Raw genomic sequence first — 24,790 nt, 5'->3', positions numbered from 1 at the left:
CCCACAGACTGCCCGCCATGTTCTATCTGATTGCCTACATCAGCAGCGTAGTGCTGATCAACTACGCCTTCTCAAGTGCCCCGCACCTGGACATCATCTGGTCCGCCTGGGGCGGCCTGGTGTTTATCCTGCGTGACATGGTGCAGACCCGCTTCGGTCATGGCGCCCTGTTCGCCATGCTGGTGGCTCTGGTGCTGTCCTATGTCACGTCGGAGCCTGCGATCGCGCTGGCCAGCGCCAGCGCATTTTTCATCTCCGAGCTGATCGACTGGCTGGTGTTCAGCATCACCCGTCGGCCCCTGCGCGACCGCCTGTGGCTCAGCTCGGCGCTGAGCATCCCGGTGGATACCTTCATTTTCTTCGGCATGATCGGCGCTCTGACCCCGGCAGTGATCGGCACCGCGATGGCCTCGAAGTTCGCCGGTGTAACGGCGGTGTGGCTGGCCATGGCATTTCGCGCACGGCGGGCCGCCGTCGCCGGTTGATGGTGTAGAATAGCGGTCCTTTTTCAGCGGGTGGCGCCCAGTCTGGCGCGGCCCCGGATGCCTTCGAGGACCTGAAATGACCCGTATCGGAACCCCATTGTCGCCTACCGCGACCCGTGTACTGCTCTGCGGCTGTGGCGAGCTGGGCAAGGAAGTGGTAATCGAGCTGCAGCGCCTGGGCGTCGAAGTAATCGCCGTCGACCGTTACGCCAATGCTCCGGCAATGCAGGTGGCGCACCGCAGCCATGTGATCAACATGCTTGATGGCGTTGCCCTGCGCGCGGTAATCGAAGCCGAGAAGCCGCACTACATCGTTCCGGAAATCGAAGCCATCGCCACCGCCACCCTGGTCGAGCTGGAAAACGAAGGTTTTACCGTGGTGCCGACCGCCCGCGCCACCCAGTTGACCATGAACCGCGAAGGCATCCGCCGCCTGGCTGCCGAAGAGCTGGACCTGCCAACCTCGCCGTACCACTTCGCCGACACCTATGAAGACTACGCCAAGGCCGTAGCCGACCTGGGTTACCCGTGCGTGGTCAAACCGGTGATGAGCTCGTCGGGCAAGGGCCAGAGCCTGCTGCGCAGCGATGCTGACCTGCAGAAGTCGTGGGACTATGCCCAGGAAGGCGGTCGCGCTGGCAAGGGTCGGGTGATCGTCGAGGGTTTCATCGACTTCGAATATGAAATCACCCTGCTGACCGTGCGCCACGTGGGCGGCACCACCTTCCTCGAGCCCGTCGGCCACCGTCAGGAGAAGGGCGATTACCAGGAGTCCTGGCAGCCACAGGCCATGAGCCCGAAGGCGCTGGCCGAATCGCAGCGCGTGGCCAAGGCGGTCACCGATGCCCTCGGCGGTCGCGGCCTGTTTGGTGTGGAGCTGTTCGTGAAGGGCGACCAGGTGTGGTTCAGCGAAGTGTCGCCGCGCCCGCATGACACCGGGCTGGTCACCCTGATTTCCCAGGACCTGTCGCAATTCGCCCTGCATGCCCGCGCCATTCTCGGCCTGCCGATTCCGGTGGTGCGTCAGTTCGGCCCGTCGGCCTCGGCAGTGATCTTGCCCGAAGGCCAGTCCCAACAGACCAGCTTCGCCAACCTGGGCGCAGCGCTGAGCGAGCCGGATACCGCCATTCGCCTGTTCGGCAAGCCGGAAATCAACGGTACCCGTCGCATGGGTGTGTGCCTGGCGCGTGACGAATCGGTCGAACTGGCGCGGGCCAAGGCGACGCGTGCAGCTCAGGCGGTCAAGGTCGAGTTCTGATCCGAGAGTGCTGGGGCCGCAAAGCGGCCCCAGTCGCTTACAGCGCGGTATTGCGCGTCTCTTTCAGGCACAGCACGGCAATCAGGCTGATCACCGCCGCCACCGACACATAACCCCCCACCCAGCTTAACCCGCCCATGCTCACCAGCTTCTGGGCAAAGAACGGAGCCGCCGAGGCGCCGACGATACCGCCCAGGTTATACGCCGCCGAGGCACCGGTATAACGTACGTGAGTCGGGAACAGCTCTGGCAGCAGTGCCCCCATCGGCGCAAAGGTCACGCCCATCAGGAACAGCTCGATGGCCAGGAACAGCGCCACGCCCGTGGTCGATCCCGAGGTCAGCAGTGGCTCCATGGTAAAGCCCGAAGCTATCGCCAGCAGGCCGCCGACGATCAGTACCGGCTTGCGCCCGTAACGGTCACTGAGCCAGGCCGACAACGGTGTGGCCAGTGCCATGAACACCACCGCGAAGCACAGCAGGCCAAGGAACGTTTCGCGGCTGTAGCCCAGTGTGGTCACGCCGTAGCTCAGCGAGAACACCGTGGAAATGTAGAACAGCGCATAGCACACCACCATGGCCGCAGCGCCCAGCAGGGTTGGCAGCCAGTATTTCGAGAACAGGTCGACCACCGGCATTTTCACCCGCTCGTGGCGGGCAACGGCCTTGGCGAACACCGGGCTCTCTTCGAGCTTCAGGCGCACGTACAGGCCAACCAGTACCAGGGCGGCGCTGAGCAGGAACGGAATACGCCAGCCCCACTCGCGGAACTGCTCGTCGCTGAGCACCAGCGCCAGGGTCAGGAACAGGCCGTTGGCAGCCAGGAAGCCGATTGAAGGGCCCAACTGCGGGAACATGCCAAACCAGGCACGCTTGCCTTCCGGAGCGTTCTCGGTAGCCAGCAAGGCCGCGCCACCCCATTCACCACCCAGGCCCAGGCCTTGGCCAAAACGCAGCAGGCAGAGAATGATCGGCGCCCACACGCCAATGCTGTCATAGCCCGGCAGCACGCCAATGGCGGTGGTTGATACGCCCATCAGCAGCAGCGAGGCGACCAGCGTCGACTTGCGGCCGATGCGGTCGCCAAAATGGCCGAACAACGCCGAGCCCAGTGGGCGGGCAAGGAAGGCGATACCGAAGGTGAGGAAGGCGGCCAGCATTTGCGCGGTGCCCGACCCGGACGGGAAGAACACCGGGCCGATCACCAAGGCGGCGGCGGTGGCGTAGACGTAGAAATCATAGAACTCGATGGCCGTGCCGATGAAGCTGGCGGTGGCTACCCGCGCAGGCGAGTTGACTGGCGCGGCGGGTGCTTGGGCGTAAGTGCTGCTTGTCATTGAATAGGTCCCTGACAGTCTGGTCCGGCTCCATGGGCTTGGCCCGCGATGGCATGCCATGTAAATGGCACGGTTACGCGGACGCCGGAGCGTATTGTTGTGTGCGCCCGACTGACGATAGCCCAAGGGGGGGTAGGGGCGGGGCGGGTACTGTTCGGGGGTGTTGACGCAGGACCGCAAGGCATATCAGTGGAGCGGACTGGCCGTGGAGCGCCGGGTGCGGGTAGCAGGCGTGACGGCGGGGCTGGGTAAGCGTGACCCGAGTATAGCTATCGGGTCACGGTCCACACCAGTACCTTGCTGGCGCAATTGTCCTCTGTTTCAAGGATTTCCAGGCGATAACGGCCTATCTTCAGGCAAACAGCGCTTTCCGGGATGCTTTCCAGCGCTTCGGTAACCAGCCCGTTGAGGGTTTTCGGCCCGCCGTCGCAGGGCAGGTGCCAGCCCAGGGTGCGGTTGATTTCGCGTAACGAAGCGGTGCCATCGATGACGAAGGTGCCATCGGGCTGCGGGTGCACATGCGGGTTGTCCAGGCTTTGTTCGTCCTCGAACTCACCGACGATCTCTTCGAGAATGTCTTCCAGGGTGACGATACCCAGTACTTCGCCGTACTCGTCCACGACCACGCCCAAGCGGCGTTGCTGCTTGTGGAAGTTCAACAACTGCATTTGCAGGGGCGTGCTTTCCGGTACGAAATAGGGTTCGTAGCAGGCGCCGTGCAGCGCTTCGAGGGTCAGCTCGGCCTTGGGCAGCAGGTGACTGATCAGCTTGGTGTTGAGAATCGCTTCGACTTGGTTGATGTCGTTGTGGTAGACCGGCAGGCGGGTGTGGCGGCTGACGATCAGTTGCTCGATGATGCGTTCGATCGGCTCGTCGAGGTTGATACCATCCACTTCGTTGCGCGGCACCAGGATGTCGTTGACGGTGATCTTGTCCAGCGACTGCAGGCCGTCGAGCATGCCATGGCGAGGCGCTTCGTGCTGTTCATCCTCATCGAAGTCGTCGGCATCCTGCGCGTGCAGGGCCACCGCTGTGGGCTGTGCACGGAACGGGCGCAGAATCAGCTTGGCGGCGCCGTCCAGCAGGCAGGCCAGTGGCTGCAGCAGGGCGAGGGGCACTTTCAGCAGGCTGGCACCAAGGCTCACGAACGCCTGCGGGTTACGCCGGGCCAGGCGTCGTGGCAGGTATTCGGCAAACACCAGCAAGGCGAGGGTGGCGGCCATGCCTGCCAGCCAGAAGCCGTGCTCGCCACTCTGGCGCTGGCCGACCAGGCAGGCCAGCCCCAGTACCAGCAGCTTGCCCAGGCTGGCGCACAGCAACAAGGCCTGGGCTGGCAGCACGGGCTGGCCGTCTTCGCCGGCGCGCAGTGCGCCATTGAGCTGCAGGCGGGCAGCATCCACGGCGGTGAACAGCGCTGACCACAAAAGGGCCAGTGCCAGAGTGCCGAATAGCGGTGCGTACGGCAGGGTGTTCATGGGCGGCCGTCAGATATGCAAGATGAATTCGCGAACCAGCTTGCTGCCAAAATAGGCCAGCATCAGCAGGCAGAAACCGGCCAGCGTCCAGCGGATGGCCATGTGGCCCCGCCAGCCCAGGCGGGTGCGGCCCCACAGCAGCACACTGAACACCACCCAGGCGACACAGGCCAGCAAGGTCTTGTGCACCAGGTGCTGGGCGAACAGGTTGTCGAGGAACAGCCAGCCGGAGATCAGCGACAGCGACAGCAGGCACCAGCCGGCCCAGAGGAAGCCGAACAGCAGGCTTTCCATGGTTTGCAGCGGCGGGAAGTTGCGGATCAGCCCGGACGGGTGCTTGTTCTTCAGCTGGTGGTCCTGCAGCAGCAACAGCAGCGACTGGAACACCGCGATGGTGAACAGCCCGTAGGCCAGGATCGACAGCAGGATATGCGCAAGGATGCCGGGTTCTTCGTTGATCAGCGGTACCGTACCGGGTGGCGCGAACTGGGCCATCAGCGCGGTCACCGCACCCAGTGGGAACAGCAGCACCAGCAGGTTTTCCACGGGTATGCGCAGGCAGGCCAGCAGGGTCAGGGAGATGACGGCCACGGCGATCAGGCTGGCGGCGCTGAAGAAGTCCAGGCTCAGGCCCAGCGGGGTGATCAGCTGGAAGAACAGCGCACCGGCCTGGGCCAGGACCGCGATGACACCCAGCAGGCCAAGCAGGCGCTTGTCGGCCTTGCGGCCCTGAGACAGGTATGAGCCCTGGTAGATGGCCGCCGCTATATATAAGCCGGCAGCGATCAGGTTGGGGATGAGGCTTGGAGAGGAGACCATAAGTCCTGGGTGGCGAGCCTTAAAGAGACGGAGTTTGGCATAGATTCTGCCGCTCTAGGAAGACTGAAGGGTTGTGTCAGGGCATTCGCGGGCACGCCTGCTCCCACAGGTATGGCGCAGGCCTGCAAGCAGTGAGGATCCTGTGGGAGCGGGCGCGCCCGCGAAGAGGCCAGCACAGGCACCGAATATCTACCAAGGTGTGCGTCGCCGCTGCACTTCGCTATAATCGCCGCCTTGCTGTGCCCGGCGGGTGTGTATTTCCCCCCTGGCACCTGACAAACCTCGGCTTTACTGGGCCTGAAAGGATCACCATGTTCGAAAACCTGACCGACCGCCTGTCACAGACGCTGCGCCATGTCACCGGCAAGGCCAAGCTGACCGAAGACAATATCAAGGAAACGCTGCGCGAAGTGCGCATGGCCCTGCTCGAGGCCGACGTTGCCCTGCCGGTAGTCAAGGATTTCGTCAACAGCGTCAAGGATCGTGCAGTCGGTACCGAGGTGTCGCGCAGCCTGACCCCGGGCCAGGCCTTCGTGAAGATCGTCCAGGCCGAGCTGGAAAGCCTGATGGGCGCGGCCAACGAAGACCTCGCACTGAACGCCGCCCCACCTGCTGTCGTGCTGATGGCGGGCCTGCAGGGCGCCGGTAAGACCACCACCGCCGGCAAGCTGGCGCGCTTCCTTAAAGAGCGCAAGAAAAAGAGTGTGATGGTGGTGTCTGCCGACGTTTATCGCCCGGCGGCGATCAAACAGTTGGAAACACTGGCCAACGATATTGGCGTCACCTTCTTCCCGTCCGATATCAGCCAGAAACCGGTGGCCATCGCCGAGGCCGCCATCCGTGAAGCCAAGCTGAAGTTCATCGACGTGGTCATCGTCGACACCGCCGGCCGTCTGCACATCGACGCCGACATGATGGACGAGATCAAGGCGCTGCACGCGGCCGTCAAACCGATCGAGACGCTGTTCGTGGTCGACGCCATGACCGGCCAGGACGCTGCCAACACCGCCAAGGCGTTTGGCGAGGCGCTGCCGCTGACCGGTGTGGTACTGACCAAGGTCGACGGTGATGCCCGTGGCGGTGCCGCGCTGTCGGTCCGTGCAATCACCGGCAAGCCGATCAAGTTCATCGGTATGGGTGAGAAGACCGAGGCACTCGAGCCGTTCCACCCCGACCGCGTCGCTTCGCGCATCCTCGGCATGGGCGACGTGCTCAGCCTGATCGAGCAGGCCGAGCAGACCATCGACAAGGCCAAGGCCGACAAGCTTGCCAAGAAGCTGAAGAAGGGCAAGGGCTTCGACCTCGAAGACTTCCGCGATCAGTTGCAGCAAATGAAGAACATGGGCGGCCTCGGCGGCCTGATGGACAAGCTGCCGAGCATCGGTGGGGTCAACCTCTCACAAATGGGCAACGCCCAAGGCGCGGCCGAAAAGCAGTTCAAGCAGATGGAAGCGATCATCAACTCCATGACCCCGGCCGAGCGCCGTGACCCTGACCTGATCAGCGGTTCGCGCAAGCGCCGTATTGCATTGGGTTCCGGTACCCAGGTGCAGGACATCGGGCGGCTGATCAAGCAGCACAAGCAGATGCAGAAGATGATGAAGAAGTTTTCTGCCAAAGGCGGCATGGCCAAGATGATGCGCGGCCTCGGTGGGATGCTGCCAGGTGGCGGCATGCCAAAGCTGTAACCCCTGATCCGGGTGCCTGCCTTTTGTCGGGCAGGCGCCCAGAACCCCCGCTGTAGCGGGGCAACAGCCGCGAATTTCGCGGCGCAACCGGCAAATCTGGACGGCAGGGCGAGGCCTTGCCGAAAAAGTCATTTGCAAATGTCCGTGTATTCCCCGAGAATATGCGGCCTTTTGGGCACCCGTGTGCCTATTTGGCATTCAGATTTGCAGTACCAGCTGCTGTATCAACTGCAGCACCGACTATAGGAACGATGTTCACATGGTAACCATTCGTCTGGCCCGTGGCGGCTCGAAAAAGCGCCCATTCTACCACCTGACCGTGACCAACTCGCGTAACGCCCGTGACGGCCGTTTCGTTGAGCGCGTAGGTTTCTTCAACCCAATCGCTGCTGGCGCCGAAGTCAAGCTGTCGGTCAACCAAGAGCGCGTCACCTACTGGCTGAGCCAGGGTGCACAGCCGTCTGAGCGTGTTGCTCAGCTGCTGAAGGAAGCTGCCAAGGCCGCTGCCTGAATAGTATGAACGCGACGCCAGAAAAGGCTGACGACCTCATCGTCGTTGGCAAGATTTTTTCGGTTCACGGCGTTCGCGGCGAGGTGAAGGTGTATTCCTTTACCGATCCGATTGAAAACCTGTTGGATTATCCACGCTGGACGCTTCGGCACGAAGGCAAGGTAAAGCAGGTCGAGCTGGTCAGCGGTCGTGGCTCCCAAAAGGGCCTGGTCGTGAAGCTGAAAGGTCTCGACGATCGCGATGAAGCCCGTCTTCTGAGCGGTTACGAAATCTGCATCCCGCGGAGCCTTTTGCCCAACCTGGCTGCCGACGAGTACTACTGGTACCAGTTGGTAGGTCTGAAGGTCATCAACCAGGACGAACAACTGTTCGGCAAGGTCGATCACCTGTTGGAGACCGGTGCGAACGATGTAATGGTGGTCAAGCCCTGCGCAGGCAGCCTGGATGATCGCGAGCGTCTGTTGCCCTATACAGAGCAATGTGTGCTGGCAATCGACCTGGAAGCAGGCGTGATGCGGGTCGAATGGGACGCGGACTTCTAAACGATGGGTAACCTTCGCGTAGACGTCATCACGTTGTTCCCCGAGATGTTCTCGGCCATCACGGAGTACGGCATTACCAGCCGCGCGGTGAAACAAGGGTTGCTTCAGGTGACTTGCTGGAACCCGCGGGACTACACCACAGATCGTCACCACACGGTAGATGATCGGCCGTTTGGCGGTGGTCCGGGCATGGTGATGAAAATCAAGCCTCTGGAAGACGCCTTGGTTAGCGCCAGGCAGGCGACCGGAGCAGCGGCGAAGGTGATCTACCTTTCGCCACAAGGCCGCAAGCTGACTCAGCAGGCGGTCAAAGGCCTGGCCGAACAGGAATCGTTGATCCTGATCGCCGGTCGTTATGAAGGCATCGACGAGCGCTTTATCGAGGCTCATGTCGATGAGGAGTGGTCGATTGGTGACTATGTGCTTTCCGGTGGCGAGCTGCCGGCCATGGTACTGATCGATGCGGTTACGCGGCTGCTGCCCGGAGCTTTAGGGCATGTGGACTCGGCGGAAGAAGATTCTTTCACCGACGGTCTGCTCGATTGCCCGCACTACACCCGACCTGAGGTGTATGCGGATCAGCGTGTTCCCGACGTGTTGCTAAGTGGCAACCATGCACATATCCGGCGTTGGAGGATGAAGCAGTCCCTTGGTAGGACCTTCGAACGACGCGCCGATCTTCTGGAAAGTCGCTCGCTTTCTGGAGAAGAGAAGAAGCTGCTCGAGGAATATCTCCGCGAGCGGGACGATAGTTAAACGTATCGATGGTGGATCGCGTATCCATCTTAGGAGCACAGCATGACCAACAAGATCATCCAGCAGCTCGAAGCCGAGCAGATGAGCAAGGAAATCCCGACCTTCGCACCAGGCGACACCGTTGTCGTTCAGGTTAAAGTGAAGGAAGGTGAGCGTTCCCGTCTGCAGGCGTTCGAAGGCGTCGTTATCGCCAAGCGTAACCGCGGTCTGAACAGCGCCTTCACCGTGCGCAAGATCTCCAGCGGCGTTGGCGTAGAGCGTACCTTCCAGACCTACAGCCCGCAAATCGACAGCCTGGCCGTGAAACGTCGTGGTGACGTGCGTAAAGCCAAGCTGTACTACCTGCGCGACCTGTCCGGCAAAGCCGCTCGCATCAAGGAAAAACTGTCCTGAGTACAGTTTGCCCGGTGGCCGAGGCCGCCTAGCGAGAAAGAAGCAGCCTTCGGGCTGCTTTTTTGCGTTTTGAACCCCCGAAAATGTGATTGCCATGACTACCCGAGACCAGGAAATCCAGCGCCGCACCGAACTGTCGGTTACCCGCGTGACCAAGGCGGTGTTCCCCAATACCACCAACCACCACAACACCCTGTTCGGCGGCACCGCCCTGGCCTGGATGGACGAAGTGTCGTTCATCGCTGCCACGCGTTTCTGCCGCCTGCCGTTGGTGACCGTGTCTACCGACCGCATCGATTTCAAGCACCCGATTCCGGCGGGCTCGATCGTCGAGCTGGTGGGTACGGTGATCAAGGTCGGCAATACCAGCTTGCAGGTGCAGGTGGATGTGTTTGTCGAGAACATGTACCTGGATGGCCGTGACCGTGCGATCCATGGGGTGTTCAGCTTCGTCGCCATCGACGAGGACAAGCGCCCGGTGCCCGTGCTGCCAGGCGCCTGAGTGTCACGGCTCCGGTGCTGGCTCGATCAATGCCACCAGGGTCCAGCCCGGTTGTGGCTGTAACGGGTTATCAGGGCTGGCTACATGAACCCAGCCATGGTCATCGCGTGCGAACAGCAAGTGTGCACGCTCGCCATGCAGCGCCTGGTAGGCGTCCCAGCCAAAGCCTTCGGTCAGGGTGGTGCTATACAACTCGGCGCCCTGATGCATGCGGTTGGCCAGTTGCAAATAGGTCATCGGCTTGGCCCCCAATAGATGCCCGCGGTGCTCTTCGGCCGCCCGATGTTTGTCGCTGCGTTGTTTCTCCAGGCCACTGGCTAGCACGAATAGCCGGTTGTGCCCGAAATCATGACGGAACCTGGCGCAGGCCAATGCATTGATTTCGCCGGCAGGAGAGAGGCCCAGCAAGTGCCCGAGGCCGACCAGGTCCAGATGGGCGTCGGCATGCTGCGAGGCCGGGTTGCCAAAATAGGTCGTGAGCCCGTCCATGCGCGCGGCGCGGATGTTTTCCCAACTGGAGTCCGTCAGCAAAACCCGGCAGCCCAATTGCTGAAGGGTTTTGGCGATGGCCCGGGCCGGCTCGTTGGCACCGACGATGAGAAACCCGCTGGGGGCCGGTTCGGCGACCTTGAGCAAGCGTGCCAGCGGCCTGGCCGTGGCGCTTTGCAGTACCACCGTGCCGATGATTACCGCGAAGGTCAACGGTACCAGCAGCAAGGCATCCTGGTGGCCGGCCTGGTCCAGGCGGATGGCAAAAATGGCTGAAACGGCTGCGGCAACGATACCGCGTGGAGCAATCCAGGCCAGCAGCGCGCGCTCCCGCCAGTTGAGTGTCGAGCCCAGTGTGGCCAGCCAGACGCTGAGGGGGCGTGCCAGCAACTGGATCACCAGCAACAGTGCCAGCACGGCAGGGCCAAGGCCTAGCAGGGCATGCAGGTCAAGGCGTGCAGCCAGCAGGATGAACAGACCGGAAATCAGCAGCACACTGAGGTTTTCCTTGAAGTGCAGGATCTGTCGCACATCAACCCCGCGCATGTTGGCCAGCCACATTCCCATCACGGTGACCGCCAGCAGCCCCGACTCGTGCACGATCTGGTTGGCGGCGATGAAAATACCCAGTACCGCCGCCAGTGACGCGAGGTTGTGCAGGTATTCTGGTAGCCACTGTTCGCGCATGATTTGCCCCAGCAGCCAGCCCCCAGCCGCGCCCAGGGCGGTACCGCAGAAGATCACGCCGGCGAAGGTAACAAGGCTCTGGCTCAGGCCGTTACCCTCGGCGCTGGCGATGATGAAGCTGTATACCACCACGGCGAGCAGCGCGCCGATCGGGTCGATCATGATCCCTTCCCAGCGCAGGATATTCGCGATCGCTGCCTTTGGCCGCACCACGCGTAGCATGGGCACGATCACCGTTGGGCCGGTCACGAGGGTCAGGGTGCCGAAGAGAATCGCCAGCGGCCAGTCGAACCCGAGAAGCCAGTGGGTTGCCAGTGCAATCACCAGCCAGGTGACCAGTGCGCCCACCGTGACCAGGCGATGCACCACACTGCCGATCTCGCGCCACTGCGACAGGTGCAGGGTCAGGCTGCCTTCGAACAGAATCAGCGCTACCGCCAGCGACACCAGCGGCATCAGCAATGGGCCGAACAGCGCCTCGGGGTCGAGCCATCCCAGCGCTGGACCGGCAAGGATCCCGGCCAACAGCAGGAACAGAATTGCCGGCAGCTTCAGGCGCCAGGCCAGCCACTGGCAGGCGAGCGCCGCTGCGCCGATGCCGCCCACACTCAGAAGGATCTGCTGTTCGTTCATGCGGGCTCCCTATGCCGGCGTTGTTATGAAAGACTAAGCGCCATTTCGTCGTTTGCCACCGAGATTTCATGCCCGCCCTCGACCACCCCCTGATCGACCAGTTCCTTGACGCCCTTTGGCTGGAAAAAGGCCTGTCCGACAACACCCGCGTGTCCTACCGTAGCGACCTGGCCCTGTTCAATGGCTGGTTGCAGGAGCACTCGGTATCGTTGCCAGACGCCGGCCGCGACCTGATCCTCGATCACCTGGCCTGGCGCCTGGACCAGGGCTACAAGCCACGTTCCACGGCGCGTTTCCTGTCCGGCCTGCGCGGCTTCTTCCGTTATCTGCTGCGTGAAAAGCTGGTGGCCATTGACCCGACCCTGCAGGTCGATATGCCGCAATTGGGCAAGCCGCTGCCCAAGTCGCTGTCCGAAGCTGACGTCGAAGCCTTGCTGCAGGCTCCGGACCTGGGCGAAGCCATTGGCCAGCGCGACCGTGCCATGCTCGAAGTGCTCTACGCTTGCGGTCTTCGGGTCACCGAACTGGTCAGCCTGACCCTCGATCAGGTCAACCTGCGCCAAGGTGTGCTGCGGGTAATGGGCAAGGGCAGCAAGGAGCGCCTGGTGCCCATGGGCGAAGAAGCTGTGGTGTGGCTGGAACGCTACCAGCGCAATGGCCGCGCCGAACTGCTCAACGGCCGGCCCAGCGACGTGCTGTTCCCCAGCCAGCGCGGCGAGCAGATGACGCGCCAGACCTTCTGGCACCGTATCAAGCACCACGCACGGGTTGCCGGCATCGACAAGCCGCTGTCGCCGCACACCCTGCGGCATGCCTTTGCCACCCACCTGCTCAACCACGGTGCCGACTTGCGTGTGGTGCAGATGCTGCTGGGCCACAGTGACCTTTCGACCACGCAGATCTATACCCACGTCGCCAAGGCCCGTCTGCAGCAGTTGCACGCCCAGCACCACCCACGTGGATGAATGTTTTTCATGTTCCGCCGACCGGTCCTTGCGACCTCCTTCACGGGCAGCGTGATGTGGTAGGCTTGGGCGGTTTGCACCAAGGGCCGCACGGTCACCGCGTATTTTCCGCAGGTGGCGCCCTCCGGCCCCTGTCCGCCTTCAGGAGTTCCCATGCGCGTGACCCAGTTTTTCGCCGCCGCCGCGTTGGCGCTGGCCAGTACCTTTGCCGTTGCTGCGGCAACCGATGGCAACGCCGGTGCCGAGCAGGCCATCCGTAAATCGTTGCAGAACCTCGAGCTGGAAGTGCCCGTGGAAAGCGTGGCCAGCAGTCCGCTCAACGGCCTGTATGAAGTCAAGTTGCAGGGCGGCCGCGTGCTGTATGCCAGCGCCGATGGCCAGTTCGTGATGCAGGGCTACCTGTTCCAGATCCAGGACGGCAAGCCGGTCAACCTCACCGAAAAAGCCGAACGCCAAGGTATTGCCAAGCTCATCAACGGCATTCCAGCCGCCGAGATGGTGGTTTATCCTGCCAAGGGCGAAACCAAGTCGCACATCACCGTGTTCACCGACACCACCTGCCCGTACTGCCACAAGCTGCACGCCGAAGTGCCCGAGTTGAACCGTCGCGGTATTGAAGTGCGCTATGTCGCCTTCCCGCGCCAGGGCCTCGGTTCGTCGGGTGACCAGCAGTTGCAGGCAGTGTGGTGCTCCAGCGACCGCCGTGGGGCGATGGACAAAATGGTCGAAGGTAAAGAAATCAAGGCCGCCAAGTGCACCAACCCGGTCAGCAAGCAGTTCCAGCTGGGTCAGTCGATCGGGGTCAATGGCACGCCGGCCATTGTTCTTGAGAGCGGCCAGGTCATTCCGGGCTACCAGCCGGCACCGCAGGTCGCCAAGCTGGCACTTGCCAAGTAATCCAGTTCAGTACGCCGTCGTCATGGGGTGACGGCAAGTTTCACGGTCGGCAAACGTGTCGGCCGTTCAATGGGGAGTTCACAGTGAAACCGGTCAAAGTAGGCATCTGTGGGTTGGGGACCGTCGGTGGCGGAACCTTCAATGTACTTCAGCGCAACGCCGAGGAGATTGCCCGCCGTGCCGGGCGCGGTATTGAAGTGGCACAGATCGCCATGCGCTCGCAGAACCCGAACTGCCAGATTACCGGTACCCCCATTACCGCTGACGTGTTCGAAGTTGCAAGCAACCCGGAGATCGACATTGTCATCGAGCTGATCGGTGGCTATACCATCGCCCGCGACCTGGTGCTGAAGGCCATCGAAAACGGCAAGCACGTGGTCACCGCCAACAAGGCGCTGATTGCCGTGCACGGCAACGAAATTTTCGCCAAAGCCCGCGAGAAGGGTGTGATTGTCGCGTTCGAGGCGGCCGTAGCCGGTGGCATCCCGGTGATCAAGGCCATCCGCGAAGGCCTGTCGGCCAACCGCATCAACTGGCTGGCTGGCATCATCAACGGCACTGGCAACTTCATCCTCACCGAAATGCGTGAGAAGGGCCGTGCCTTCCCGGACGTGCTGGCCGAAGCCCAGGCGCTGGGCTACGCCGAAGCCGATCCGACCTTTGACGTAGAAGGCATTGACGCTGCGCACAAGCTGACGATCCTGGCGTCCATCGCGTTCGGTATCCCGCTGCAGTTCGACAAGGCCTACACCGAAGGCATCACCCAGCTGACAACGGCAGACGTGAACTATGCCGAGGCGTTGGGCTACCGCATCAAGCACCTGGGTGTGGCTCGTCGCACCGCGGAAGGTATCGAGCTGCGCGTGCACCCGACGCTGATCCCGGCCGACCGCCTGATCGCCAACGTCAACGGCGTGATGAACGCTGTCATGGTCAACGGTGATGCTGCCGGCTCCACCCTGTACTACGGTGCCGGCGCGGGTATGGAGCCTACCGCTTCGTCAGTGGTCGGCGACCTGGTCGACGTAGTCCGTGCCATGACTTCCGACCCGGAAAACCGCGTGCCGCACCTGGCCTTCCAGCCAGACTCGCTGTCGGCCCACCCGATCCTGCCGATCGAAGCCTGCGAAAGCGCCTACTACCTGCGCATCCAGGCCAAGGATCACCCGGGCGTACTGGCCCAGGTCGCCAGCATCCTCTCGGAGCGTGGTATCAACATCGAGTCGATCATGCAGAAGGAAGCCGAGGAGCAGGACGGCCTGGTACCAATGATCCTGGTGACCCATGGCGTGGTCGAGCAGCGTATCAACGACGCCATCGTCGCCCTGGAAGCCCTGCAGGACGTGGTCGGCAAGGTTGTGCGCATTCGCGTCGAGCAGCTCAACTAACAAATATTTGCCGACGGGCCGCCCGCGCGGCCCCGGCCCCAGCATCGAAGGTTTGCACCCATGCGCTATATCAGTACCCGCGGCCAGGCACCGGCCCTGAATTTCGAAGACGTGCTGCTGGCTGGCCTGGCCAGCGACGGCGGGCTTTACGTACCGGAAAACCTGCCACGCTTCACCCAGGAAGAAATCGCCTCCTGGGCCGGCTTGCCCTATCACGAGCTGGCCTTCCGCGTGATGCGCCCGTTCGTCGAAGGCAGCATCGCCGACGCCGACTTCAAGAAGATCCTCGAAGAAACCTACGGTGAGTTCGCCCACGCTGCGGTCGCCCCGTTGCGTCAGTTGAACAGCAACGAGTGGGTGCTGGAGCTGTTCCACGGCCCGACCCTGGCGTTCAAGGACTTTGCCCTTCAGTTGCTCGGTCGCCTGCTTGACCATGTGCTGGCCAAACGCAACGAGCGCGTGGTCATCATCGGTGCCACCAGCGGTGATACCGGTTCCGCCGCGATCGAAGGCTGCCGCCGTTGCGACAACGTCGACATCTTCATCCTGCACCCGCACCAGCGCGTGTCGGAAGTGCAGCGCCGCCAGATGACTACCATCTTTGGCGACAACATCCACAACATCGCCATCGAAGGCAACTTCGACGACTGCCAGGAAATGGTCAAGGCCAGTTTCGCCGACCAGTCGTTCCTCAAGGGCACCCGCCTGGTCGCCGTCAACTCGATCAACTGGGCGCGGATCATGGCCCAGATCGTCTACTACTTCCATGCAGCCCTGCAGCTGGGTGGCCCGGCGCGCTCGGTGGCGTTCTCGGTACCAACCGGCAACTTCGGCGACATCTTCGCCGGCTACCTGGCGCGCAACATGGGCCTGCCGGTCAGCCAATTGATCGTCGCCACCAACCGCAACGACATCCTGCACCGCTTCATGAGCGGCAACCAGTACGTCAAGGAAACCCTGCACGCCACCCTGTCGCCGTCGATGGACATCATGGTTTCGTCCAACTTCGAGCGCCTGCTGTTCGACCTGCATGGCCGCAACGGTGGTGCTATTGCCGAGCTGATGGCCAACTTCAAGCAAGGTGGCGGCTTCAGCGTCGAGCAAGACCGCTGGACCGAAGCCCGCAAACTGTTCGACTCGCTGGCTGTCAGCGACGAGCAAACCTGCGAGACCATCGCAGAAGTGTTCGCCGCCACCGGTGAAGTGCTCGACCCGCATACTGCCATTGGCGTCAAGGCTGCCCGCGAGTGCCGCCGCAGCCTGGACACGCCAATGGTGGTGCTGGGTACTGCGCACCCGGTCAAGTTCCCGGACGCGGTGGAGAAGGCCGGTGTGGGCAAGGCGCTGGAACTACCCGCGCACCTCAGCGACCTGTTCAGCCGTGAAGAGCGTTGCACGGTACTGGCCAATGACCTGAAGGCTGTACAGGGCTTTGTCAGCCAGCACGGCAACCGCGGCAAGCCGCTGTAATAGCATTGCTTTTGGGGCTGCAGCGCGGCCCCAAAGTCTCAGCCTTTTCCCTCTGGTCTATCAGAAACATCCTATTCGGTCCGCCGAGTGCCAAGCATAAATTAGCCGGTCCTCCCACCAGGAGCGGCTCATGCACCAGCCCTATGTGTTAATCCACCAGGCTCGCCCGTCCCACCAGATCCTCTTGCACCAGGCCCTCAACGGCCAAGGTGTGTTCAACGTGCGCATCAGCGAAAGCGTCGCTGACCTTGACGCCTGCCTCTGCGCTGAACGTCGTCCTGACTTGCTGATCCTCGACCACGCCATGCCAGCCCGGGCCGGCCTTGCTTTGCTCGCCCAGCAGCGGCGAGTGCGCGCATTGCTGTTCGTCGGCGAGCCTGCCCCAAAGCGTCAAAACCTTGCCCAAGAGGCCAGAAAACGCGGCATGTGGGTGCTCGACGAGTTGCCCTGGCCGCTGTCGATGCCACGCCTGCAGCATGCCTTGCAAACACTGCAGGTGCGCCCAGGGAGGCGTATTCAAACTGTCATGCCAGCCCCGCATGCTCACTGAAGCGGGCGTGGTTTGACGAACTTTTTGCGGCGCCTGCTGGTCAGTCACTTTAGGTCCCACCACGCAGCGAGTGATCCGGATGGAAAGAATCTGCAGCCTGCTCAACGAAGCCCTGACGCCCTATCAGACCCACCTCGGCATCGCCGATCCCGGCGGTAATCGCCAACTGACCGTTCACGACCGCCTCTCGGGTATTACCTTGCAGCGCACGGTCAGCGAGCGCCAATTGCAGGAGCAACGCCTGTTGATCGACCTCGTGGACGGCTTGCACCGAGACCTGCAAATAGCCGAGGGCCGGTTGCAGCCTTGTGTGATCGCGGCATTGCAGCATCGCCAGCAACCGCAGGGAACCTTTGCCTAAGTGGCTTATCAGACAGTGTAGGGGCAGCCAGCCAGTGCTTTGCTCCGGCGCTGGCAAGGCTGTCACGGGAAGTCCTCAAGGGCTTTCGCTTGGCCCCGGGCGTCTTCCCCAGCGCCCGGGGTTTCTTTTTTGCGGGCAGGCACCTATCCCCAAGGCTGCTCCTGCAAAGACGGTGCATGCCGGGTGGGCTTATCTGTCCTCAAAGAAAAGACGGCTGTCCTTCAGGTAGTCTTCCCGCAATGCAAGGTCCAGCCAGCGGGCATACAACCCTGGCAATACATCCCGGCGCAGGGCAGGCAACAACTGGTCGATGTGTGCAACTGCCGCACGCCCCCGTTCGTTATCTGAACATCCCACATGCAGAAACTGGTAGCGATTCACGCCCTGCACAGTATGAAACTGGTAGTCAGTCAGTGACCCGCCTTGTTGTTCGATCAGGTAGCGCACCTCTGGCCAGTAGCCGAGCACCAGGCGCAGACGCCCCAGTTGCTGCATTTGCAGCAGGTTGGCGGTGGCCTCGTTGCCGTAGTGCCGGCTGAGCGTGCTGTCGGGCAACTGGCTCAGGATGGTGTCAATCTGGGTGCCATAGCTGCGCTCGGCGACGATACCCAGCTTCAGCGAGGCCTTGCTCAGCAGGCCATTCAGGTCCACCTGCTGGCCGTCGAGGTAGGGTGCCACCAGCGCCTGGTTTTCCTTGCGCAACACCAGGCCACCGCTGAGCGCGCCCAGCGATGGAACGGAAAAATGCACATACTCGGCCCGTTTCGGGGTCCACAGCACGGTTGGGTCGCAGGTGAAGGTGTCACGGTCTTGCAGCATCTGCAGGCCGCGGGCGCGGTTGACCCGCACGATGCTGTGCTCGTACTCGGGCATCTGCCTGATCAGCAGCGGTAACAACTGGTCGATCACCCCCCGGCCTTCTTCCGGGCCATCAAAAATGGTGAAAGGTGGCAGGTCACGCACCAGCCAGAAGAGGTGCTCCTTGGCGCTCGCTGGCTGTATCAGCAACGCGGGCAAAAGCCCGCAGAGCAGGACCAGAAGGCGTAGGCAGCGGATTGCGTACATGGAGACAGAAGCGCCAGGGTCAGACCGTGCCCGCTGCACGCAGGCTGGCGATGGCCGCTGCGTCGTAGCCCAGGCTGCCGAGCAGCGCCTCGGTATGCTCGCCCAAGGCCGGGCCAACCCATTCGCTAGATCCGGGCGTTTCCGACAGCTTGGGCACGATGCCGGGCATGTGGAATGGCTTGCCATCCGGCAGCTTGGCCTGCAGGAACATCTCGCGCGCCAGGTACTGGGGGTCGTTGAACATGTCTTCGGCCGAATAGATACGGCTGGCCGGCACTTCGGCGGTGGTCAGCACCTGCATCAGTTGCTCCAGTGGCAGGCTGTTGGCCCAGCGGTCGATTACCCCGTACAACTCGTCACGACGCAGGTCGCGGCCGTCGTTGCTGGCCAAGGTGGGGTCATTGGCCAGGTCGTCGCGACCGATGGCCTGCATGAAGCGCTTGAAGATCGCATCACCGTTGGCGCCGATCTGTACATGCTTGCCGTCGGCGCTTGTGTGGATGGAGGAAGGTGTGATGCCAGGCATGATGTTGCCGGTGCGTTCGCGGATAAAACCGAACACATCGAACTCCGGGACCATGCTCTCCATCATGGCAAAGATCGCCTCGTACAGGGCCACGTCCACCACCTGGCCCTGGCCGCCATTGACTTCCCGGTGGCGCAGCGCCATTAGCGCGCCGATCACCCCCCACAGGGCAGCAATCGAGTCACCGATGGAAATCCCCGTGCGCACCGGGGGGCGGTCATCGAAACCGGTGATGTAGCGCAGGCCGCCCATCGACTCGCCTACGGCACCGAAGCCTGGCTGGTCTTTCATCGGCCCGGTCTGGCCAAAGCCCGACAGGCGCACCATCACCAGGCGCGGGTTCAGCGCATGCAGTACATCCCACCCCAGGCCGAGTTTCTCCAGCACCCCCGGGCGGAAGTTTTCGATCAGGATGTCGGCCTCGGCCAGCAGGCGCTTGAGGATGTCGCGGCCCTCGGGGTGCTTGAGGTTGAGGGTGAGTGACTGTTTGTTGCGGGCCTGCACGAACCACCACAGCGAGGTGCCCTCGTACAGCTTGCGCCACTTGCGCAGCGGGTCGCCGCCGTCGGGCGATTCGACCTTTACCACTTCGGCGCCGAATTCGGCACAGATGCGCGAGGCGAACGGCCCGGCGATCAGGGTACCGAGTTCGACAACTTTAAGGCCGGCGAGGGGTTTGCTGGGCGTCGACATGGGGTATCCGTGGCAGTTGGGCAGAGCCGTGGTTTTATCACACGTCGGTTTCGCCGGGTACTGCTGCGGGGCATGGAAGGTGCGGATGGGGTAGACTGTGCCACTTTCTTTTGCACGAAGCCCGTCGACCATGGCCCAGCCGTCCACCACCTACAAGTTCGAATTGAATCTCACCGACCTTGATCGCAACGTCTACGAAAGCGTCAAACAGACTATCGCTCGGCACCCTTCGGAAACCGAAGAGCGTATGGCCGTTCGTTTGTTGGCGTACGCGCTCTGGTACAACGAGAACTTGTCGTTTGGCCGCGGCCTGTCGGATGTCGATGAACCGGCGCTGTGGGAAAAGAGCCTGGACGATCGCGTGCTGCACTGGATTGAAGTTGGCCAGCCCGATGCCGATCGCCTGACCTGGTGCTCGCGTCGTACCGAACGCACCAGCTTGCTGGCTTACGGCAGCCTGCGAGTGTGGGAAGGCAAAGTAGTGAGCGCGGTCAAGAACCTGAAAAATCTGAGCATTGCCGCTGTGCCGCAGGAGGTGCTGGAAACCTTGGCGACCGACATGCCGCGTAGCATCAAGTGGGACGTGATGATCAGTGAAGGTACGGTATTCGTGACCGACGACCGTGGCCAGCATGAAGTCCAACTGCAGTGGCTGCTCGGTGAGCGTGGTTGAAGCAACCCATGCGTATCGAACCTCGCCCGCTGCCGCCGACCCTGCCATTTCTGGGTAACCTGCCACCCTTGCTGACCCGCCTTTACGCCGCGCGCGGCGTGCAGAGCGAGGCCGAGCTGGACAAAAGCCTGGCACGCCTGCTGCCGTACCAGCAGCTCAAGGGGATCGAGGCCGGTGTGGACCTGCTGGTCGAAGCCATCGACCAGCGCCAGCGCATCCTCATCGTCGGCGACTTCGATGCCGACGGTGCCACCGCCAGCACCGTCGGGGTGCTGGGCCTGCGCCTGCTGGGTGCGGCCCATGTCGATTACCTGGTGCCCAACCGCTTCGAGTACGGCTACGGCCTGACCCCGGAAATCGTCGAGGTGGCGCTGCAGCGCCAGCCGCAGTTGCTGATTACCGTGGACAACGGCATTTCCAGTGTTGATGGGGTGGCAGCCGCCAAGGCCGCCGGGCTCAAGGTGCTGGTCACCGACCACCACCTGCCGGGCGAGCAGTTGCCCGATGCCGATGCCATCATCAACCCCAACCAGCCGGGCTGCAGCTTTCCGAGCAAGTCGCTGGCCGGGGTAGGGGTGATCTTTTATGTGTTGATGGCCCTGCGCGCTCGCTTGCGCAGCCTTGGGCGCTACGAGGCGCAGCCACAGCCAAACATTGGCGAGCTGCTCGATCTGGTGGCGCTGGGCAGTGTTGCTGACGTGGTGCCGCTGGATGCCAACAACCGCATCCTGGTGCACCAAGGCCTCGAGCGCATCCGCGCCGGTCGAGCCCGACCAGGGCTGAAGGCCATTCTCGAAGTGGCCCGCCGTGATCACCGGCGGATCACCTCGACCGACCTCGGTTTCATCCTCGGCCCGCGGTTGAACGCCGCAGGGCGGCTGGACGACATGAGCCTGGGTATAGAATGCCTGCTGTGCGAAGACGCGGCGCTGGCCCAGGACATGGCCCAGCAGCTGGACGACCTGAACCAGGACCGCAAGTCCATCGAGCAGGGCATGCAGCGCGAGGCCCTGGCCCAGCTCAAGGACCTGCCGGTCGAGTCCATGCCCTACGGCTTGTGCCTGTTCGATGCCGATTGGCACCAAGGGGTGATCGGTATTCTGGCTTCGCGTCTGAAGGAACGTTACCACCGGCCGACCATTGCGTTCGCTGATGCTGGCGACGGCATGCTCAAAGGTTCGGCGCGCTCGGTGCCGGGCTTCCATATTCGCGATGCGCTGGATGCCGTGGCCGCGCGCCACCCGCAACTGATCAGCAAGTTCGGCGGCCACGCCATGGCGGCAGGGTTATCGTTGCCCGAGGCCAATTTCCCGGCATTTGCCGAGGCGTTCGATGAAGAGGTGCGGCGTCAACTGCGCGAAGAAGACCTGACCGGCCGGCTGTTATCCGACGGTAGCCTGGCGGTCGAGGAATTCCACCTCGACCTGGCCAAGGCCCTGCGCCACGCCGGGCCTTGGGGCCAGCACTTCCCGGAGCCGCTGTTCCATGGCGTGTTCCAGTTGGTGGAGCAGCGTGTGGTTGGCGAACGGCACCTGAAAGTGGTGCTCAAGAGCGAATGTGGCTCGGTGCGGCTGGATGGCATTGCCTTCGGCATTGACCGCGAAGTGTGGCCAAACCCGACGGTGCGCTGGGTGGAGTTGGCGTACAAGCTGGATGTGAACGAGTTTCGCGGTAATGAGAGTGTGCAGTTGATGATTGCGCATATGGAGCCGCGCTGAGTTTAGCGTCAGGTGCCTGCCTTGGATCTTGCGCTGGGGCACAAATCGAGCGCAGCCCGCGCGGCGCTCGATCTCCCAGGTGCTGCTCAGGTTCAGTTGCACTCCTTTCTGGGGCGGTAGTAGATCGCCGCTGCCGCAATCAAGATGCTGATGCCGCTAAATGAGAAAATGATAACTGCTAGTGTGGTCTCCCGGTTTCTTACATTGGTGACATGTGCCGCCATTGCAGAATCATAAAGAAACATTCCATTAGGAGCGATTAAGCGCTGAGCCGTTGCAGCGCTTTTAGAGGTTGCTATGTCAACAAAGAGTGGCGTATTTAGGTCCAGGCTCGCTGCATCATAGTATATTTTGTCTGCATAAAGATGAGCGTTGTGGTGCTTTCCATTTGAAGTTTTAAACTTGATGCTGAACGTATAAAGAGATTTGTCGCTATCCCAGGTTTCAGGCTTGGAGGTGAGAGAGGCTGGAACTCGCGACCATAACTCTTCATTGGTGTTTTTGTGTTCGCGCCACATGAATGTGAAGCTGGTGCCTAGGGTTAGATTTATAAGTCCGCCTATTAATAGTGCTTTGGCTTGTTTGTGAGGCGGGAGTTCACGTATGAGTTTTAGCGATTGCTGCCAGATATTCATATCGGCTCGTTACGGCGTGGAGGGTTTTACAGGTTGGCTAGAAGTACTGATCCTGCTGCGCGCTGCTACAGCATATGTAGTTATCTTGATTGTCCTGGTTGTCGTCAATAGGTACGGTAATTGATGGTGCTTGGTCGGGTGACTTTATACCATCTATACTTTCTATGCTTATAGTCAGTGTTGCGTCAGGGGCAGGTATGTCAGGGGTAGATGTCACCGCTACTGAGTTGCTGCTGGAGTTTCCGCTAAGGGGAGGCGGTTGCGTTGAATTGAAAGTCTCGCTCCCTGTTGGGGCGGTGTGAGCCTGGCTGCTATCTGGAAAACTTAGTGGTTCGGTGCCTAGGGATATTTCTGAAGAGTCAGGGTTCCAGTTAACGGTTGTGATCATTCCCTGGTGGGTGGAAAGTATCTGGTCAGGTGAAGCGAGTGTGAAGTCAGGCGCAATCCGTGGCGCGGTAAAACCAGTAAGGTTACCTTGACTCAGCAGGCTGGTAAAGAGTGGAGCCATCTTGTCGTAAGCTGCTTTAGCCAGGTCAGAATTGAAGATGCTATAGAGTGTGGCGGTTACGCCCACGACTGTGGCCCCTCCAGCAATTAAAGGTGCTCCGGCCAGAATGGCGAACGAGGCCACGATGCCTGCGACGTTGCTTGCCAAACTTATGACATCTCCGCTCTTAATTTTCGCGCCCTCTTTGAGGTCTGCCGCGACTTTCAGGAAGGTCACGGTGCCAGAAAGGGTATTGGTAACAATGTTAATGAAGGGTACAGCACCTATCGGGAGGTGAGTGACGGAGACTACTGAGGCTATCGCCGTAGTTGTCTGTGCTGTTTGGATGACTAGTGAAAATCCGGTTTTATCTGTGTTGAATTGGTCGTGGATTGCTGCTGCTCCCCCAGTTTGATTGATGGGTTTTGCCGTTTTATCTATTACTGCTACTATCAGTTCGGCGCGTGTGCTCATTGTTTAATATTCTTATTCATGGTCTTGAAAGCGATAGTGATTCGCAATTTGTCGCAGTCAACGGTGGGCGCTCTGGCTCTGTGCGGTATGTGTCCGTCGAAAATCGCTATGCGTCCCGGCTTTGGTTGTATGGCAGCGATGGTGTCATTCTTCTGCTGATCGAATAGAATCAGTTCGCCGCCCCATGTGGTTTCCCACTGGGCATTGCAGAAGAGGACTGCGGTTTTTCCTGGTTCAATTGATTTGTTATCTCTATGAATAGGACTGTCTTGGCCGAAAGTCTGGCCGTTTGCGTAAACACCCAGCAGCAAACAGTCACGCATGTGAGCAAGCTGCGTGCGCCTCCAAATATCAAGTAGAAAGCCCCAATGGCTGTCGCTGGCCAGTTCATGCTCGCAGCACTCCAGTGAGGTACGTTTGCTACCGGCTATGAAGATGTGCCAGCAAGGACGTGCGAGGGGAATTGTATTAATGGGCCAGCCATATCTCCATATTGCACCCGAAAATGAATTTGTGAGTAAATTTTGCTCGTGTTCAGTAATAAACTTATCTAATACTGTCGGTTTTTCTGTAAAGGGGATATCCGTCATTGACTCAACTCGCGAGCGTGGAGGTCGAGTTTGTGCGAACTGCGTGATTGGCTTCATTGGTCGCCGTGACGTGATGGACAATAGTATTTGAGAGGCAGAACAGCGATAGGAGGAGGGAGATGTTGCTTGAGAAGAATTTCCCAAGAGAACGTAGAACTTTAAGTAATAGGCTGTAGGATTTTTCTAAGATGCCCGGTAGGCCGGGTGGAAAGGGTTGTCGTGGGTGGTACTACCCTAGCGCTTAAAGGCATCGCCAGCTCATATGTGTAGGAAACGTCTGATACATGCGTCGGACCATTCAGAAATCCCGGGGCCGTACTAAGGCCATTAAGTGCCTGCCTTGATTCTTGCAGGGTTGCGGAAGTCGAGCGCCGCCCGCGCGGCGCATCGCGGATAAATCCGCTCCTACAGTTTGTTTCGGGCCAGTCACTCCTGTGAGGCCACCGCTGTTCGCCTTGTTTGTTCCCTTCGATATCGAGGTGGGCACCACTGCTTTTCATCGGTCTTCAGCCATGCATCAAGGCGGTCCCTGTTGGCGGCACAGGAGTGATTGGCCCGAAACAGATGTAGGAGCGGATTTATCCGCGATGCGCCGCGCGGGCGGCGCTCGATCTCACAGGCGCTGCAAACCTTTCGGCGAACCCCTCGCCATCCCACAGAACCTTCCCCACCACCAATCTGGTCTAGTCTCATTAATGACCGGCACCGGGCCAGGGATGTGCAC

Annotated in this window: 25 protein-coding genes; 16 read left to right on the top strand and 9 right to left on the bottom strand. The window is 61.2% G+C overall.

All coding sequences use genetic code 11. The features are described from left to right. Nucleotides 1-17 precede the first annotated feature (17 nt). Together QCL51_RS19925 and purT are read left to right on the top strand one after the other, a co-directional pair. Nucleotides 18-485, top strand: coding sequence for a VUT family protein (locus QCL51_RS19925; protein WP_021785715.1), 468 nt, complete (start codon nucleotides 18-20; stop codon nucleotides 483-485). A gap of 76 nt (nucleotides 486-561) precedes the next feature. Then, a complete protein-coding gene (gene purT, locus QCL51_RS19920; protein ID WP_103462988.1) occupies nucleotides 562-1,743 on the top strand; it encodes a formate-dependent phosphoribosylglycinamide formyltransferase in 1,182 nt (393 codons plus the stop codon). Between the two features lie 37 nt (nucleotides 1,744-1,780). Here the strand turns inward: purT and QCL51_RS19915 are convergent, their stop codons facing one another. The 3 genes from QCL51_RS19915 to QCL51_RS19905 all read right to left on the bottom strand — a co-directional run bounded on the left by QCL51_RS19915 (nucleotide 1,781) and on the right by QCL51_RS19905 (nucleotide 5,373). Continuing rightward, complete coding sequence (locus tag QCL51_RS19915; RefSeq protein WP_021785713.1) at nucleotides 1,781-3,079, bottom strand: MFS transporter; 1,299 nt, start codon at nucleotides 3,077-3,079, stop codon at nucleotides 1,781-1,783. Between the two features lie 269 nt (nucleotides 3,080-3,348). Continuing rightward, nucleotides 3,349-4,554 (bottom strand): transporter associated domain-containing protein, encoded by a 1,206-nt coding sequence (locus QCL51_RS19910; RefSeq protein WP_021785712.1) that lies wholly within the window; start codon nucleotides 4,552-4,554, stop codon nucleotides 3,349-3,351. Between the two features lie 9 nt (nucleotides 4,555-4,563). Next, entirely contained in the window at nucleotides 4,564-5,373 is an 810-nt protein-coding gene (locus tag QCL51_RS19905; protein ID WP_021785711.1) for an inner membrane protein YpjD, read from the bottom strand. A gap of 311 nt (nucleotides 5,374-5,684) precedes the next feature. Between QCL51_RS19905 and ffh the strand changes: the two genes are divergently transcribed. From ffh to QCL51_RS19875, 6 genes are all read left to right on the top strand, one after another. After that, on the top strand, nucleotides 5,685-7,061 hold the full coding sequence (ffh, locus tag QCL51_RS19900) for a signal recognition particle protein (RefSeq protein WP_021785710.1): 1,377 nt from the start codon (nucleotides 5,685-5,687) through the stop codon (nucleotides 7,059-7,061). 259 nt (nucleotides 7,062-7,320) lie between these two features. Beyond that, complete coding sequence (rpsP, locus tag QCL51_RS19895) at nucleotides 7,321-7,572, top strand: 30S ribosomal protein S16 (RefSeq protein WP_003252142.1); 252 nt, start codon at nucleotides 7,321-7,323, stop codon at nucleotides 7,570-7,572. 5 nt (nucleotides 7,573-7,577) lie between these two features. After that, complete coding sequence (rimM, locus tag QCL51_RS19890) at nucleotides 7,578-8,114, top strand: ribosome maturation factor RimM (protein ID WP_003252144.1); 537 nt, start codon at nucleotides 7,578-7,580, stop codon at nucleotides 8,112-8,114. A gap of 3 nt (nucleotides 8,115-8,117) precedes the next feature. Beyond that, nucleotides 8,118-8,870: a tRNA (guanosine(37)-N1)-methyltransferase TrmD gene (trmD, locus tag QCL51_RS19885; protein WP_003252146.1), complete on the top strand. Its 753-nt coding sequence runs from the start codon at nucleotides 8,118-8,120 to the stop codon at nucleotides 8,868-8,870. A 42-nt stretch (nucleotides 8,871-8,912) separates the two neighbouring features. Then, the gene (rplS, locus tag QCL51_RS19880) at nucleotides 8,913-9,263 is read left to right on the top strand and encodes a 50S ribosomal protein L19 (RefSeq protein ID WP_003252148.1); all 351 of its coding nucleotides are present in this window, start codon (nucleotides 8,913-8,915) and stop codon (nucleotides 9,261-9,263) included. Nucleotides 9,264-9,357: 94 nt separating this feature from the next. Further along, entirely contained in the window at nucleotides 9,358-9,765 is a 408-nt protein-coding gene (locus tag QCL51_RS19875) for an acyl-CoA thioesterase (RefSeq protein WP_014592194.1), read from the top strand. Between the two features lie 3 nt (nucleotides 9,766-9,768). Here QCL51_RS19875 and QCL51_RS19870 read toward each other — a convergent pair whose 3' ends face one another. After that, nucleotides 9,769-11,574 (bottom strand): sodium:proton antiporter, encoded by a 1,806-nt coding sequence (locus QCL51_RS19870; RefSeq protein WP_103462987.1) that lies wholly within the window; start codon nucleotides 11,572-11,574, stop codon nucleotides 9,769-9,771. A gap of 68 nt (nucleotides 11,575-11,642) precedes the next feature. Here QCL51_RS19870 and xerD point away from each other — a divergent pair, with 68 nt between their 5' ends. From xerD to QCL51_RS19840, 6 genes are all read left to right on the top strand, one after another. Then, nucleotides 11,643-12,539 (top strand): site-specific tyrosine recombinase XerD, encoded by an 897-nt coding sequence (gene xerD, locus QCL51_RS19865; protein ID WP_135192777.1) that lies wholly within the window; start codon nucleotides 11,643-11,645, stop codon nucleotides 12,537-12,539. A 153-nt stretch (nucleotides 12,540-12,692) separates the two neighbouring features. Beyond that, complete coding sequence (locus QCL51_RS19860; RefSeq protein ID WP_021785708.1) at nucleotides 12,693-13,436, top strand: thioredoxin fold domain-containing protein; 744 nt, start codon at nucleotides 12,693-12,695, stop codon at nucleotides 13,434-13,436. An 83-nt stretch (nucleotides 13,437-13,519) separates the two neighbouring features. Continuing rightward, nucleotides 13,520-14,824 (top strand): homoserine dehydrogenase, encoded by a 1,305-nt coding sequence (locus QCL51_RS19855; RefSeq protein ID WP_003252157.1) that lies wholly within the window; start codon nucleotides 13,520-13,522, stop codon nucleotides 14,822-14,824. Between the two features lie 60 nt (nucleotides 14,825-14,884). After that, complete coding sequence (gene thrC, locus QCL51_RS19850; RefSeq protein WP_003252159.1) at nucleotides 14,885-16,294, top strand: threonine synthase; 1,410 nt, start codon at nucleotides 14,885-14,887, stop codon at nucleotides 16,292-16,294. Between the two features lie 130 nt (nucleotides 16,295-16,424). After that, a complete protein-coding gene (locus QCL51_RS19845) occupies nucleotides 16,425-16,844 on the top strand; it encodes a response regulator (RefSeq protein WP_028696992.1) in 420 nt (139 codons plus the stop codon). 79 nt (nucleotides 16,845-16,923) lie between these two features. Next, nucleotides 16,924-17,205 (top strand): DUF3509 domain-containing protein, encoded by a 282-nt coding sequence (locus tag QCL51_RS19840; protein ID WP_021785706.1) that lies wholly within the window; start codon nucleotides 16,924-16,926, stop codon nucleotides 17,203-17,205. Between the two features lie 189 nt (nucleotides 17,206-17,394). Here QCL51_RS19840 and QCL51_RS19835 read toward each other — a convergent pair whose 3' ends face one another. Both QCL51_RS19835 and QCL51_RS19830 read right to left on the bottom strand, forming a co-directional pair. Continuing rightward, entirely contained in the window at nucleotides 17,395-18,270 is an 876-nt protein-coding gene (locus QCL51_RS19835; protein ID WP_021785705.1) for a TIGR02285 family protein, read from the bottom strand. A gap of 19 nt (nucleotides 18,271-18,289) precedes the next feature. Further along, the gene (locus QCL51_RS19830) at nucleotides 18,290-19,489 is read right to left on the bottom strand and encodes a CaiB/BaiF CoA-transferase family protein (RefSeq protein ID WP_010952569.1); all 1,200 of its coding nucleotides are present in this window, start codon (nucleotides 19,487-19,489) and stop codon (nucleotides 18,290-18,292) included. Nucleotides 19,490-19,619: 130 nt separating this feature from the next. Here QCL51_RS19830 and QCL51_RS19825 point away from each other — a divergent pair, with 130 nt between their 5' ends. Together QCL51_RS19825 and recJ are read left to right on the top strand one after the other, a co-directional pair. After that, nucleotides 19,620-20,162, top strand: coding sequence for a YaeQ family protein (locus tag QCL51_RS19825; protein WP_003252169.1), 543 nt, complete (start codon nucleotides 19,620-19,622; stop codon nucleotides 20,160-20,162). Between the two features lie 8 nt (nucleotides 20,163-20,170). Then, a complete protein-coding gene (gene recJ, locus QCL51_RS19820) occupies nucleotides 20,171-21,880 on the top strand; it encodes a single-stranded-DNA-specific exonuclease RecJ (protein ID WP_020192999.1) in 1,710 nt (569 codons plus the stop codon). Nucleotides 21,881-21,972: 92 nt separating this feature from the next. Here the strand turns inward: recJ and QCL51_RS19815 are convergent, their stop codons facing one another. From QCL51_RS19815 to QCL51_RS19805, 3 genes are read right to left on the bottom strand one after another with little or no spacing between them, the layout of a single operon-like run. Continuing rightward, nucleotides 21,973-22,515 (bottom strand): hypothetical protein, encoded by a 543-nt coding sequence (locus tag QCL51_RS19815; protein WP_021785703.1) that lies wholly within the window; start codon nucleotides 22,513-22,515, stop codon nucleotides 21,973-21,975. 37 nt (nucleotides 22,516-22,552) lie between these two features. Further along, nucleotides 22,553-23,476 (bottom strand): hypothetical protein, encoded by a 924-nt coding sequence (locus QCL51_RS19810; protein ID WP_135192776.1) that lies wholly within the window; start codon nucleotides 23,474-23,476, stop codon nucleotides 22,553-22,555. Beyond that, nucleotides 23,473-24,066 (bottom strand): 2OG-Fe(II) oxygenase, encoded by a 594-nt coding sequence (locus QCL51_RS19805; RefSeq protein WP_189638516.1) that lies wholly within the window; start codon nucleotides 24,064-24,066, stop codon nucleotides 23,473-23,475. Before QCL51_RS19805 ends, QCL51_RS19810 begins: the two co-directional genes overlap by 4 nt. Between the last annotated feature and the right edge of the window lie 724 nt (nucleotides 24,067-24,790).

This window comes from Pseudomonas sp. LTR0 (assembly GCF_036630035.1).
Taxonomy (GTDB): domain Bacteria; phylum Pseudomonadota; class Gammaproteobacteria; order Pseudomonadales; family Pseudomonadaceae; genus Aquipseudomonas; species Aquipseudomonas putida_Y.
Note: the sequence above shows the minus strand (reverse complement) of the source record. Positions and strands in the feature narration are given on the sequence as shown.